This is a genomic window from Pseudomonas syringae group sp. J309-1 (genome assembly GCF_032582135.1).
GTDB lineage: Bacteria > Pseudomonadota > Gammaproteobacteria > Pseudomonadales > Pseudomonadaceae > Aquipseudomonas > Aquipseudomonas quasicaspiana.
On record NZ_JAWHNU010000005.1, the window covers coordinates 169,247 to 183,199 of the forward strand.

The following is a 13,953-nucleotide window of genomic DNA, read 5'->3' on the forward strand; positions in this document are numbered from 1 at the left end:
TAGGGTAATTCCCGCGCGAAATAAACAACATACACATCGCCCTCCGTCCACCAGAGTAATCCACCGCAGAATTAAACATTGCGCATCAGAAAAACAGGCTCCTACGTGCTCCAATACTCTAATTACTGTAGGAACTTTCCTATATATCACCTATAGCAGGGTCTCTTCATGTGCCTGCCCGAACATCTGAGCTAAGGTGCGCCCTTTCCTCGCATCTTGTTATGGATAGAATTATGAACTCAGTTTTTATCATCGACGACCATCCGGTTATTCGCCTTGCCGTTAGAATGCTTCTGGAAAATGAAAACTACGAAGTCGTGGGCGAAACCGATAACGGTGTGGATGCGATGCAAATGGTCCGCGAATGCATGCCGGACCTGATCATCCTCGACATCAGCATCCCCAAGCTGGATGGCCTGGAGGTGCTGGCCCGCTTCAACTCGATGGGGCTTGATTCGAAAATTCTGGTCCTGACCTCTCAGACACCGAGTCTTTTTGCGATTCGCTGCATGCAGTCAGGCGCGGCGGGATATGTGTGTAAACAGGAAGATCTCAGCGAATTACTCAGTTCGGTGAAAGCGGTATTATCCGGCTACAATTACTTCCCAAGCCAGGCACTCACTCCACCCAGTGGAGAAAACGGTCAACCCAGCGAAATAGAGCTGTTCAAGTTAGTCAATGATCGCGAATTGATGGTACTGCAATTATTTGCCCAAGGTAGAACGAACAAGGAAATTGCCAAGGGCATGTTTCTCAGCAACAAGACAGTCAGTACTTACAAAACACGCCTGATGCAGAAACTCAGGGTCAAAACCCTGGTAGAACTAATCGAAATGGCAAAACGCAACGCGCTAGTGTGAGGAACAGGATGTCCAGGCGCTTTAAGTACTATTTGATCCTGACCATGAGCTTTTGCCTGAGTCTGGGGTGTCAGGCCGCTTTCGCTGCAGCCGAACTCTACACCCTGCTGGGCCGCTCCAGCATCGGGCATATGGAGCTGCAACTGGACAAGACCCAATGGCAGTGGATACGCAATAAGCGTGAGCTGATTCTGGGGACTTCGGCTCCCGACTATCCGCCATTTGACATGACGCTGACCGGGCGCGACTACGAAGGGTTCACCGCCGACTACGCAAACATCATTTCCAGAGCGCTGGATCTGCCGGTCAAGGTGCTTCGCTTTGAATCCAGGCAGGCGGCCATCGCTGCCCTTGGCACCGGGCAGATCGACTTGCTGGGCAGCGCCAACGGGTTCGAAGCGATAGACCAGAAGATCAAGCTCTCTACCCCCTACGCGGTGGATCAGCCGGTGCTGGTCACCCGCACCGGTGAAACCCGCTCGCTCACCGATGGCCTGGCAGAAATGCGCCTGAGCATGGTCTACCACTACCTGCCACCGGAGGAAATCCAGAAACTTTATCCCAACGCAGCGCTGAAAACCTATCCGTCATTTCAAAGCGCGATCAATGCCGTTGCCTTCAATCAGGCAGACGTCTTTCTTGGAGACACTATTTCTACCCAATACATGATCAACAAGGGGTACCTCAACAACATCCAGATGGCCAATTTCGGCAGACACGAACCCGACGGCTTCAGTTTTGCGGTCGATGGTGAAAACAATCAGTTGCTGGATATCATCAACCGCACGCTCAAGGCCATTCCGGTTGAAGAGCGCATCGCGATTTCCAGGCGCTGGGGTGCCAGCGACCTGATGCTGACTGACCAGAAGCTGCAATTGACTCACCGGGAGGAGCGCTGGATCGAACAGCACCCGAACGTCAGAGTCGTGATCAACGAATCATACGCGCCGCTGACGTTCTTTGATGCCAGCGGCAACTTTCGTGGAATAACCGCCGACTTGCTTGAACTGGTGCGCCTGCGCACCGGTTTGCGTTTCGAGATTACCCGGGCGCCCACCATGGCCGATATGATGAGTCAGGTCAGTCAGGGCCAGGCGGACCTGATCAGCGCCCTGATTCCCAGTGAAGAACGGGAAGATCAATTCAGTTTCAGTCGGCCTTACCTGGACAACTCATTCGTACTGATCACGCGCAAATGGCCTGAGAATTCGATCAATCTTGAGCAATTGAGTGGCAAGCGGGTCGCAATCACTTTGGGCAGCCCTATCCTGCCTTTCCTGCGGCGGGAGTTTCCCACGGTAGTCCCCATCGAAGTCGATAACCCCTTTCAGACTTTGGAAATGCTCGCCCAAGGCAGGGTCGAAGCGGCGATCACCTCTCTGGTGAGCGCCAACTATTTCCTGAGCTCAGGAATATTTGAAAACCGGTTACAAATAACCACGACCGTTGGCGACAAACCTGCGCTGATCGCTATGGCCACTTCCCGAAAAGCCACGGAGTTGATCAGTATTCTCGACAAGGCGCTGTCCAGCATCGCACCGCAGGAACTCGCAGCGATTAACAACCGCTGGCGCTCCTTCACTCCTTCTGGCGGCAACTGGCAGGATTACCAGCGGCAGATTTATCAGATCGTACTGGGGGCTGGCCTGTTATTACTCGGTTCGCTGGCCTGGAACGCTTACATGCGCCGCCAGATCAAACAACGCGAGCAGGCCGAGCGGGCTTTGAACGATCAGTTCGAATTCATGAGAGCACTGGTCAATGGCAGCCCGCACCCTATCTACGTGCGTGACCGTGAAGGCCTTCTGCGCATGTGCAATGACAGCTACTTGAAGGCATTTGACGCGCAACGTGAAGATGTACTCGACAAAGGGGTTACTGAGGGCGTTCTGAGTAATGTTTTCGAGGCCAGGGAATTCGCCAGCGACTATCAACTGGTCATGGCGACAAACAACCCCATGATTCTTGACCGCACGTTGCAGATCGGAGAGCGGCAACTGACGATCTATCACTGGATTTTGCCTTTTCGGGACTCACTGGGAGAAGTAAAGGGCATTATTGGCGGCTGGATCGATATCAGTGAACGCCGACAACTGATCGAAGACCTGCGCTCGGCCAAGGATCAGGCCGATAACGCCAACCGTGCGAAAAGCACCTTCCTGGCCACCATGAGTCACGAAATACGCACGCCGATGAATGCTGTGATTGGCATGCTCGAACTGGCGCTCAAACGTGCCGATCAAGGCCACATGGACCGCCCTGCCGTTGAGGTTGCCTACAGCTCGGCCAAGGATCTGCTTGAACTGATTGGCGACATTCTCGACATCGCACGCATTGAATCCGGACGGCTGACCTTGAGCCCGGAACGCGCCAACCTGCGTCAACTGGTCGAGTCCGTTGTACGAGTATTCGACGGACTGGCCCGGCAAAAAAGCCTCAGCCTGTTGCTCGATCTGGACAGTGGCATCAACGCCGACGTGCTGATTGATCCGTTACGCTTCAAGCAAATCCTTTCGAACCTGATCAGTAATGCAATCAAGTTCACGGAAAAGGGCCAGATCAGAATCACCTTGCAGACCGAAACCGGCACTGATCCGCGACAACTGCAACTGCACGTCAGTATTCAGGACACAGGCATAGGTATCGGCGAGAAGGATCTGCAACGCTTGTTCGAACCTTTTGCGCAGGCTGACGACAATGGTCAACAGGCGCGCACCGGAGCAGGTCTGGGGCTGGTGATCTGCCGCAGCCTTTGCGAAATGATGGGCGGCACACTTGAGTTGAACAGTGAGCAGGGTAAAGGCACGCAGGTTCACATGACTTTCAACCTGACCACGCTGGAGCCTTTGGCGACGCTGAGTGAGCAACCTGATAACCCTGCCATGGCAAACGCCACGCTGAATATCCTGGTGGTGGATGATCATCCGGCCAACTCCTTGTTGCTTTGCCAGCAGCTGGAATTTCTCGGGCATCGCTGTGCAGTGGCAGAACAGGGCGAGCAAGGGCTACAGCTTTGGCTGGAGGGTTACTTCGATGTGGTCGTGACCGACTGCAATATGCCCATCATGAATGGTTACGACCTGACGAGGGCCATCCGCCTCCAGGAGCATGAAACCGGGCAACAGCGCTGTGCGATATGGGGTTTTACCGCCAATGCGCAACCGGAAGAAACACAACGCTGTCGTGAAGCGGGTATGGACGATTGTCTGTTCAAACCAATCAGCCTCACATCCCTGAGCGAACGGCTAGGCAGCGTTCATCCACGGGGAGACGCATTGACCGAGAGCGAGCAGACTCCACCCGTTAAACCGCAACCGCCATTCAACATGGCCAGCATCAGTGCCCTTACCGGTGAACGTCCGGAAATGATTCAGCGCCTGCTCAAACAACTCCTGCGCAGCACCGAGGAGGATCGTCATCAGTTGACGGCTCTGCAAGCGCCAGAAGATCAATACGAGTTGTGCCAGCTTGCCCACAGGATCAAAGGTGCGGCGCGAATCATTCGGGCAACCAGAGTGATTGAAACGTGCGATGCATTAGAGGATGCATGCCAGGAGACATCGGCAGAGGAGGAAATCAGGGATGTTCAACAAGCCATGGAGGTTGCCATGCTCGATCTGGAGCAGGCTTTGCGAGACGCTCTGAACAGAGCCGTGTGACGAGGGGGAATAAAGCGGCGGGCCTTAAGCCCGCCGCGGGAACATCAAGCTACCGAATTGATCGGTGTTTCCGGGTGCCAGGCATCCATCAACGGGCTGACTTCAACCTTGGTCAGTTCGCTGCGGCCCTTGAGCCATGCTTCAACGACTGCGCGCTGCTCTTCATTGACGGAACCACGTTTTGCCAGGCAAACCAGACCGAAGTCATCACCGCCAACGTAGTCAAGACCGTTGGCGTCCATGGCTTCAGTCAGAAAAGCGTTGAGGAATGCGTCGATCGCCTCTTCATCCAGGTCTTCCTTGAAGTCCAGGTTCAGCTCAAAACCCAACTCCTGGAATTCATCCACGCAGAGTTTTTTGCGCAGACGACGGGAACGATTAGTGGCCATTGGAACAATCCTCTTGAGTAATATCGGGGCGCACTTTATCAGTTTGGAAAGGCAAATGCCCATAAAACCGGCACAGCGCGATAATGCCTGCGACATCAATAGCGGGCTGATTATGCATTGCGATGACAAAAATACTTTATTCAGAGGCCTGGGCGGGACCCAAGTCGCCCACGATTGGGGCATAATGCCGCTCAATTCAGACGTATTACATATTGTTAGCGAAACTGTTTGAAGCCACTGGTATTCACGTCATCTTTATTTTTGTCGAGGGAATCCATCTATGCCCTCTCGTGTCCCGTCTTTGTTGTAGGGGTTACTGAATGATCAAATCATTGCGTCCACTGTTTTTTGCCACCCTTCTATTTCCACTGGCCTTGCCGGCTAACGCCGCGCCCGTCAACACTTCGCTCCCCCCCAAGGTTCAGCAAGCACTCAAAGCCAGCAAACTGGGCAATGACGCCTTGTCGCTGGTAATGCTACCCCTCAACGGTCAAGGCACCCCGACCGTATTCAATGCCGACGTCTCCGTAAACCCGGCATCGACCATGAAACTGGTCACGACGTATGCGGCGCTGGAAATACTGGGCCCAACCCACCAGTGGAAAACCGAATTCTTTACCGATGGCACGCTCAACAATGGCGTACTGCGCGGCAACCTTTACCTCAAGGGCGGCGGCGACCCCAAACTGAATATGGAGAAGCTGTGGCTGTTGATGCGCGACCTGCGGGCCAATGGCGTACAACAGGTCACCGGTGACTTGGTACTGGATCGCAGCCACTTTGTACAACCGCAATTGCCGGTGTTCGATGATGACGGCAACGACAGAAACAAACCGTTTCTGGTCAAACCCGACTCGCTGATGGTCAACCTCAAGGCGCTGCGCTTCATCACGCGTAACGACGGCGGCAAGGTCATGGTTTCGGTGGAACCGCCTATTGCGACCATTCGCGTCGATAATCAGGTCAAAGCCATCGCGTCCAAACAGTGCGGTGACGTTCGTTACAACCCGATCACGCAGCCCGATGGCACCGTCAATGTGACCGTTACGGGCCAACTCGGTGATGGCTGCAACTCGCAGACTTACTTGTCGCTGCTCGACCACCCAACCTACGCAGCAGGCGCCGTGCGCGCTATCTGGCAGGAACTGGGCGGCACCATCCAGGGCAAGGATCGGGTAGACGTTGTACCGGGCAGCGCCAAGCTGCTGGCAAGGGCTTTTTCGCCGGATCTGGTTGAAGTCATTCGTGATATCAACAAATTCAGTAACAACACCATGGCCCAGCAGCTTTTCCTGAGCCTGGGTTCAGAGTTCCGCAATGATGCAGACGGTGACGATGCCAAGGCAGCACAGCGGGTCATTCGCCAGTGGCTGGCCAAGAAAGGCATCACCGCACCGCATCTGGTGATGGAGAACGGCTCAGGGCTGTCCAGGGATGAGAGGGTCAGCGCCCGCGAAATGGCCATCCTCCTGCAAGCTGCCTGGAAAAGCCCTTACGCAGCCGAGTTCATGAGTTCGATGCCACTGGCAGGCATGGACGGCACGATGCGCAAACGTCTCAAACGCACCCCGCTACTGGGTGAAGCCCACATCAAGACCGGCACCCTGAACAACGTCCGCGCCATTGCCGGTTTCAGTCGTGATAGCAACGGCAACACCTGGGCTGTGGTCGCCATCCTCAACGATCCACGCCCATGGGGCGCGTCTTCGGTGCTCGATGAAGTACTGGTGGAGTTGTATCGCCAGCCAAAGCTGGGTGATAACACCGTATCTATACGGCAGCAGTGAAGAATTGCAGTAAATGACTTTGTAGGAGCGCACGAGCACCACGAGGCCGCGATGGCGGTGCATCAGGCAGATCGCTATCGCTGCCTCGCGGTGCTCGCTAGCGCCTACAGGGAAATGCATTTAAGCTCAGATATCGATGTGCTGGCACCTGTAAGCCTGCTCCTGCAACTCACACACTCGCCTCGCCCTGCTTCTCACCCTCCACTCGATCCCGTCCCGCCTGTTTGGCGGCATAGACACCGGAGTCGGCACGTAGCAACAGCGCATCGGCATCCTCACCTTCACGCCAACTCGCCACGCCAAAACTGGCGGTGACAAGACCGACGCCATCCACCGGCTGGCTGCGCAGAACGTTCCAGAGCTGGATCGCCAGTTCATGCGCCGCAAATGCAGTACTCCCCGGGCAAAGCACCATGAACTCTTCACCCCCCAGACGGCAGAACACGTCACTGCGGCGCAAGCGAGTGGTGATTCGTTGGCAAATGACCTGCAGCACCGTATCGCCAACCGCATGACCGTGCTGATCATTGACGCGTTTGAAGTGATCAATGTCCAGCATGATCAATGACAAGGCTCCGCCATGACGGTTGACCCTCGCCAGCTCAGCACTCAGGCGTTCCTGGAAATAACGCCGGTTGTAGGCGCCGGTCAGCACGTCGGTGACTGACATCGCGCGCAACTCTTCCTCCACGCGTTTCATGTCAGTGATCTCGGAAAGGAATCCATGCCAGACCACGCCGCCGCCAGCCTGAGCTTCCGGCATGGCGTGGCTGTGTACCCAACGCAGTCCATGCCCTGGAACATTGAGTCGATACTCGTCCTGCCAAGGCGTCATGTGTTGCGCCGAAGCGCGCATGGAGTCTTTCACACGTCTTACATCCAGCGGATCAACACGGGCAAACACCGACTTGAAATCAAGCAGCATTTGCTCACGGGTCATACCATGCAGTTCGCACATGCCATCGTTGATGTAATTGAATCGCGACTCACCGCTGGCATCGATCTGAAACTGGAAAATCCCCCCGGGCACGTGTGCGCTGATTTTCTTCAGTAACATGTCACGTGCGGCCAGAGCTTCGTAAACCAGTTTGCGCTCAGTGACATCGATACAAACAGCCAGATACCCCACCCACTGCTCATGCTCGTTGCGCACCGCGGTCAAAAGCATATTGACCACGAGCGAACTTCCGTCATGCCGGATAAACGTCCACTCGTGAGACTTGTGAGGGGCGTCATCGTCGGCCTCAACGAAAATCGCCTGACTGGCCGTCACCCGATAGCCATAAGCCTGACTCAGATGTTGAGCATGCGCTTCCAGCTCGGCCGGCATCTGCAGGTCCTTGAGCTGAAGCTGACCCAGCACCTCTTCCTCTTGATAACCCAACATCTTCTGGGCACCGACATTGAAGGTGCTGATAACGCCGTTAAGATCCGTTGCAATAATCGCAACGTCGGTAGCGGCGTTCAGCACGCTACTGAGTTGTCCGTGAGCACCGCGCAATTGCCGCTCGCGCAGCCGAAGTTCAGAAGTGCGCTCGTCCACCAGACGCAAGGCACGCTGGCGCTGACTGATCAGGTTGTACAGCAACGCACTCAACAGCAGGCTCAGCAGCCCGCCCATGAGAATCACACTTCCCACCAGCGACTGGTTGCTTGTCATGAACGCCGCGGTCGGCCGAATTTCCAGCAGGTAGTCACGGTTGGCCAGCCCCAGCAAGGTACTGACGCGTATCTCGCCGGTTACTGCGGGGATGGGCGACTGATAAAGCAGTTGTTGTTCGACTGGCGAGGCGAGATCGCTCATGGTCAAGGTCAGGTTGTCCTGAGACGGCAACCCCTCAGTCATCAGCTTGCTGAGGCTGATGACCGCCATGACATAACCGCTGACATCTGCAGCCTCGCCCACCGGATTGGTGCTGGAAGACATCACCGGCGCCAGCAGCAATACCCCACTGGAGTTGCCCGGCTCCAGCGCCACTAGACTCATGCGCGGTGTCGCGACCATAGCACCCAACTTGCCCGCCAGATCAACAGCGCTACGGCGAACGCTCTCGGAGCCGATATCAAACCCCAGTGGCAAAGGCTCGGTGCTGCGCGAACGCGTAAACAGAACCGGAAAGTAATCAGAGCGTACGTCCGCAGGTGCAAGCACGCCTTCTTGAGTCACTTCACGTATCGAAAAGCCTGTCAGCCCTTCTGTAACGGTCTGCCGTTCAAACTGGTGACGCTGGGCATTCGTCACTTTTGGCGCCCATGAGTAAGCCTCGGTGCCGATCAGCAACGGATCAGCGAAGCCGTTGAATTCAGCTCGGGTGACGACAGTGGAGAACATGAAGAAACGACGCAGGCTGTCCAGGCGGTAAACCTGGCCGTCGAGCCGCTCCTGAATGCGACTGAAGCGCTCATTGGCCAACAGATCAAAACGCTGACGCAGTTGACGTTCATAAAGCTCGGAGTTGGCGAACGCCAACAATACAGTCAGAGCAGCACCTACCAGAAAGGCGAATGCGGCAACGACCCACGCGGAGGCCTGCTCATTGATAAAGCCGAGAATCCTGGGACGAATCTGACTCGTGGGCATCATTCGACACTCGCAACGCCACAGCATAGAGAAGCGTCACGCTGGCTGTAGCTCACTTATAGCTATTAGCCAGTATTTTGCCTAGCCTGACTCGACACCGATTGCACATCGATCCATCACAAATGCGAACGGATCGATGTGCGCGGGCCGATTATCTGGCTGTGATTTTCCACGCCTTATGAATTTTGCTGTTGCGGGCGAAGTCAGGGTCAATGGTCTGGGCGGTGATGTCTTCCACGGCATAACGCTGTGCAAGATTTTCATCGAGGACAAACTTGCGGAAGTTATTCGAGAAATACAGCACGCCGCCCGGCGCAAGACGGGCCATGGCCAGATCCAGCAATTGCACCTGATCGCGTTGCACGTCGAAAATCCCTTCCATGCGCTTGGAGTTGGAGAACGTCGGCGGATCGATGAAGATCAGGTCGTACTCTTCACGACAGGCGTCCAGCCAAGCCATCACGTCACCCTGCTCCAGGCGGTTCTTGTCGGAGAAACCGTTCAGCGACAGGTTGCGCCGCGCCCAGTCCAGATACGTCCGGGACAAGTCGACACTGGTGGTGCTGCGCGCGCCGCCTTTGGCTGCATGCACGCTGGCCGTCGCCGTGTACGAGAACAGGTTGAGGAAACGTTTGCCCTGAGCCTCGCGCTGAATACGCATGCGCATGGCGCGGTGATCCAGGAACAGCCCCGTGTCCAGATAGTCCGTCAGGTTGACCAGCAGCTTGACGCCGCCTTCGTTGACCTCGACAAACTGCCCTTGAGCACTTTGACGCTCGTATTGTTTGGTGCCACTCTGGCGCTCGCGACGCTTGATGACCACGCGGCTCTTGTCGACATTCAGCGCCTGAGGGATAGCCGCCAGTGCATCGAACAGGCGAGCCGAGGCTTTTTCCGGGTCGATGGACTTGGGTGCGGCATATTCCTGAACGTGTACCCAATCCTGATACAGATCGATGGCCAACGAGTATTCAGGCATGTCGGCGTCATACACGCGATAGCAATCAATGCCCTCACGACGTACCCACTTGCCCAGCAACTTGAGGTTTTTCTGCAAACGGTTGGCAAACATCTGCCCGCCTTCGCTCAAGCGCGGCTGCTCGATCACCACTGGAGCCGGTTTGATCGGGTTACCGTTCTTGTTGAACTTCTCGTATTTGCCAGGGGTCACCAGCGGGCTAGTGTCTTCCGGCTCGACGTGTTCACGCTCAACCTGACGCTGTTCGGCAGTACGGCGTTCGCCGGTCACGAACTGGTCAGGCAACACTTTGATCAGCAGCAGCTTGCACGGCAAGGCACCGTTCCAGAAAGCGTATTGCTTGTGGCTGCGAATACCCATGCGTTTGCCCAGATCCGGAGCGCCGGTAAATACCGCGGCTTCCCAGTTCAGACAGGCCTGACGCAGACGCTCACCAAGGTTCTGGTAGAGATAGAGCAGACTGGCTTCGTCGCCCAGTCGCTCGCCGTATGGGGGGTTACAGATCACCAGACCCTTCTGATTCTGGTCAGGGCGCGGCTCGAATGTCGCCACTTCGCCCTGGTAAATCTTGATCCATTCGCTGAGACCGGCACGCTCGACGTTATTGCGGCCCGGTTGAATCAGACGAGGGTCCGCTTCATAGCCACGAATCCACAGCGGCGGCTTGGCGAGACCGGCTTCGGCACGTTCCTGCGCCTCGTCGTGCAGCTTGCGCCACAGGGCGGGCACGTGGCCGAGCCATGCCGAGAACCCCCAACGCTCACGCTTGAGGTTTGGTGCAATGTCGGCAGCAATCATCGCCGCTTCAACCAGGAATGTGCCCACGCCGCACATCGGGTCAGCCAGCGCGCCGCCTTCAGCAGCAATGCGCGGCCAGCCTGCACGAATCAGAATTGCGGCAGCCAGGTTTTCCTTCAACGGTGCAGCTCCCTGCTGCAAGCGATAACCACGCTGGTGCAGGCTGTGGCCGGACAGGTCCAGGGACAGAATTGCTTCGCCACGGTCCAGACGCAAATGCACGCGCAGATCCGGATTCAACTTGTCCACTGACGGCCGCGAACCGTCAGGCATGCGCAGTTTGTCGACAATGGCGTCCTTGACCTTCAGGGCGCCGAAATGGGTGTTGTCGATGCCTGAACCATGGCCGCTGAACTCAACTGCCAGCGAGCCATCCGGCTCAAGATGATCATGCCAGTCGACATGCAACACGCCGTTGTACAGGTCTTCGGCATCCTTCATCGGGAAACGCTTGAGGACCAGCAACACGCGGTTGGCTAAACGCGACCAGAGGCATAGCCGGTAAGCGGTCTCCATGTCGGCACTGCCGCGAATGGCTGAGGTATGTTCGCGGGTTTCCTCGAGGCCAAGCGCAGTGGCTTCCTCTGCAAGAAGCCCTTCCAGGCCTTTAGGACAGGTGAGGAAAAGTTCGTAACGGTCCGACATGAGTATTCCAGGGCTTTAGCCATAAGCGGCGGGCAACGCATTGCCCGACCAGATTTAAAACAGGCGTCTTTCTTGGAGAACGCCTGCGCGGCACACAATTTGTGCCAGACCACCTCATGAACCTATACGTCATCAAGGCAGTCATCCCTGGACCATCATGGCCAAGGGAGATTTAAAAACCACTATTCAGCACGACGACCTTCGCAATAAAAAGTCACATCGCGACCCTTCGTCGATTTAGGCCTACTTGCAACAGGCCATCATCTGCGGTTGCGAAACAGTCGCAACATTTCTTGCAAGCCTTGCCAGTTCAGGGCTGCCGAAATAATCAACTTTGAAACACAAGCTTGCTTATGTTCCAGTTATTACAAATATGACGTGCTTATGACAAAACGATCATTCACAGCACTCGATCCATTGGTTAGAAATCACCACAGGTTGTCACCGCAACGGTGAGAACACCAAAGCCCGCGACGCCGGCAGCGGGTACCAACGGCAGAAAATTTTCTGCCCGACCTCGACATGAGGTCTCAGGGACATAACAGTCAACAAACGAGGGCAACACCCTATGAGAAGACTTAAGCGTGATCCGTTGGAAAGAGCATTTTTACGCGGATATCAGTACGGCGTTCATGGTAAATCCCGTGAGCTTTGCCCTTTTACTCTACCGTCGGTACGCCAAGCCTGGATCAATGGCTGGCGAGAAGGACGTGGCGACAACTGGGACGGTATGACCGGCACTGCGGGAATCCACAGACTCAACGAACTTCACGCGGTCGGATAACCAGGTAACTTCCGATCAGTCCATCAAATCTCTGAAATCGTGTCCAAACCAGAAGCGTCCCATCCGGGCGCCGGGCGCAAGCCCCAGGGGTTCCTTAAGGGAGCCCCTTTTTTTGCCCTCAGTATTTGCGCATCGCGGCGATAGCATCCACCGACTGGCGAATCAACGCCGGGCCTTTATAGATGAAGCCGGAGTAGATCTGGACAAGGCTCGCGCCAGCAGCGATTTTCTCAGCCGCGTGTTTGCCTTCGGTGATCCCGCCTGCCGCAATGATTGGCATCCGCCCGGCCAGTTCGCCAGCCAGTACCTTCACGGTATGGGTGCTCTTCTCACGCACTGGAGCACCGGACAAACCGCCCGCCTCGTCACCATGGGGCAAGCCTTCGACGCCGACGCGGCTCAGGGTGGTGTTGGTGGCAATCACAGCATCCATTCCTGACTCGATCAACGCGGCGGCAACCAGCACGGTTTCTTCGTCGGTCATGTCCGGCGCGATCTTGATAGCCAGCGGCACGCGCTTGCCATGCAATTGGGTCAGCGCGTCCTGACGAACCCGCAACGCTTCGAGCAACTGCTTGAGCGAGTCACCGAACTGAAGACTACGCAGGCCTGGTGTATTGGGGGAACTTACGTTGACCGTTACGTAGCTGGCATGGGCGTACACCTTGTCCAGACAGATCAGGTAGTCGTCCACTGCCCGCTCGACCGGCGTGTCGAAGTTCTTGCCAATATTGATACCCAGAATGCCTTTGTAGCTGGCGGCCTGAACCCGGGCCACAAGATTATCAACGCCCAGGTTATTGAAGCCCATGCGGTTGATGATCGCTTCAGCCTGCGGCAAACGGAAAATCCGCGGCTTGGGATTACCAGGCTGAGGACGCGGCGTCACGGTGCCGATTTCAACGAAGCCGAAACCCAGTTGGGCAAACCCGTCGATGGCTGCGCCATTTTTGTCCAGACCCGCGGCAAGCCCGACCGGATTGGGAAAATCCAGGCCCATGACGTTCACCGGCAGACGCGCCGGCGCCTTGCTCAACAAACCATTGATGCCCAATCGGCCACCAGCGCCAATCAGATCAAGCGACAGGTCGTGGGAGGTTTCCGGGGAAAGTTTGAACAGTAACTGGCGGGCCAGGTTATACATGGGCGGGCGCGGCTCGTAAGAAGCTGAATTCAGGGCGGCAATTATAGACGTCTGTGCGATTGCGTGCGAGGCATGCCTGCAGGCTTTTGCATGAACTGATTGATTGGGATGCTGTGATTGGCATAGGTATATGCACGTCATTCATGCAGCGATTCTTTGTGTACATATCCGTTACCGCGGTCATGGCTTCTATTGGTTGCGCTTTTACAGCGCCTCACTTTTGAAAAACGCAAAAGTAAGCAAAACGTTTTTGCCCCACCACTCGGCACCTCGCTGTCGCTCGGTGTACCCGCCCGCAGATCCTGAACCGTGGGCCGCCGCAACGGG

9 protein-coding genes are annotated in these 13,953 nt (G+C 56.0%); 5 read left to right on the forward strand and 4 right to left on the reverse strand.

All coding sequences use genetic code 11. The features are described from left to right. The first annotated feature begins 233 nt into the window (after nucleotides 1–233). Together RX972_RS04860 and RX972_RS04865 are read left to right on the forward strand one after the other, a co-directional pair. A complete protein-coding gene (locus tag RX972_RS04860; RefSeq protein WP_027898746.1) occupies nucleotides 234–860 on the forward strand; it encodes a response regulator transcription factor in 627 nt (208 codons plus the stop codon). An 8-nt stretch (nucleotides 861–868) separates the two neighbouring features. Continuing rightward, nucleotides 869–4,519 carry a transporter substrate-binding domain-containing protein gene (locus RX972_RS04865; protein WP_316872867.1) on the forward strand — a complete coding sequence of 1,217 codons (3,651 nt, stop codon included), beginning with the start codon at nucleotides 869–871 and terminating at the stop codon, nucleotides 4,517–4,519. 44 nt (nucleotides 4,520–4,563) lie between these two features. On the opposite strand, the gene RX972_RS04870 is transcribed toward RX972_RS04865, so the two are convergent. Further along, nucleotides 4,564–4,908 carry a YggL family protein gene (locus tag RX972_RS04870; protein ID WP_027898748.1) on the reverse strand — a complete coding sequence of 115 codons (345 nt, stop codon included), beginning with the start codon at nucleotides 4,906–4,908 and terminating at the stop codon, nucleotides 4,564–4,566. On the opposite strand from RX972_RS04870, the gene RX972_RS04875 reads away from it, so the two are divergent. Together RX972_RS04875 and dacB are read left to right on the forward strand one after the other, a co-directional pair. Further along, the gene (locus tag RX972_RS04875) at nucleotides 4,901–5,140 is read left to right on the forward strand and encodes a hypothetical protein (RefSeq protein WP_316872870.1); all 240 of its coding nucleotides are present in this window, start codon (nucleotides 4,901–4,903) and stop codon (nucleotides 5,138–5,140) included. The two genes, RX972_RS04870 and RX972_RS04875, sit on opposite strands and share 8 nt — an antisense overlap. A gap of 88 nt (nucleotides 5,141–5,228) precedes the next feature. Beyond that, on the forward strand, nucleotides 5,229–6,695 hold the full coding sequence (gene dacB / locus RX972_RS04880) for a D-alanyl-D-alanine carboxypeptidase/D-alanyl-D-alanine-endopeptidase (RefSeq protein WP_316872872.1): 1,467 nt from the start codon (nucleotides 5,229–5,231) through the stop codon (nucleotides 6,693–6,695). 169 nt (nucleotides 6,696–6,864) lie between these two features. On the opposite strand, the gene RX972_RS04885 is transcribed toward dacB, so the two are convergent. Further along, complete coding sequence (locus RX972_RS04885) at nucleotides 6,865–9,276, reverse strand: diguanylate cyclase (RefSeq protein ID WP_316873034.1); 2,412 nt, start codon at nucleotides 9,274–9,276, stop codon at nucleotides 6,865–6,867. Between the two features lie 151 nt (nucleotides 9,277–9,427). Then, complete coding sequence (gene rlmKL, locus RX972_RS04890; RefSeq protein WP_099268674.1) at nucleotides 9,428–11,698, reverse strand: bifunctional 23S rRNA (guanine(2069)-N(7))-methyltransferase RlmK/23S rRNA (guanine(2445)-N(2))-methyltransferase RlmL; 2,271 nt, start codon at nucleotides 11,696–11,698, stop codon at nucleotides 9,428–9,430. A 568-nt stretch (nucleotides 11,699–12,266) separates the two neighbouring features. Between rlmKL and rmf the strand changes: the two genes are divergently transcribed. Further along, nucleotides 12,267–12,482, forward strand: a complete 216-nt coding sequence (rmf, locus tag RX972_RS04895) for a ribosome modulation factor (protein ID WP_002553055.1) — start codon at nucleotides 12,267–12,269, stop codon at nucleotides 12,480–12,482. Nucleotides 12,483–12,600: 118 nt separating this feature from the next. Here the strand turns inward: rmf and RX972_RS04900 are convergent, their stop codons facing one another. Continuing rightward, complete coding sequence (locus RX972_RS04900) at nucleotides 12,601–13,626, reverse strand: quinone-dependent dihydroorotate dehydrogenase (RefSeq protein WP_255879938.1); 1,026 nt, start codon at nucleotides 13,624–13,626, stop codon at nucleotides 12,601–12,603. Nucleotides 13,627–13,953: the final 327 nt, after the last annotated feature.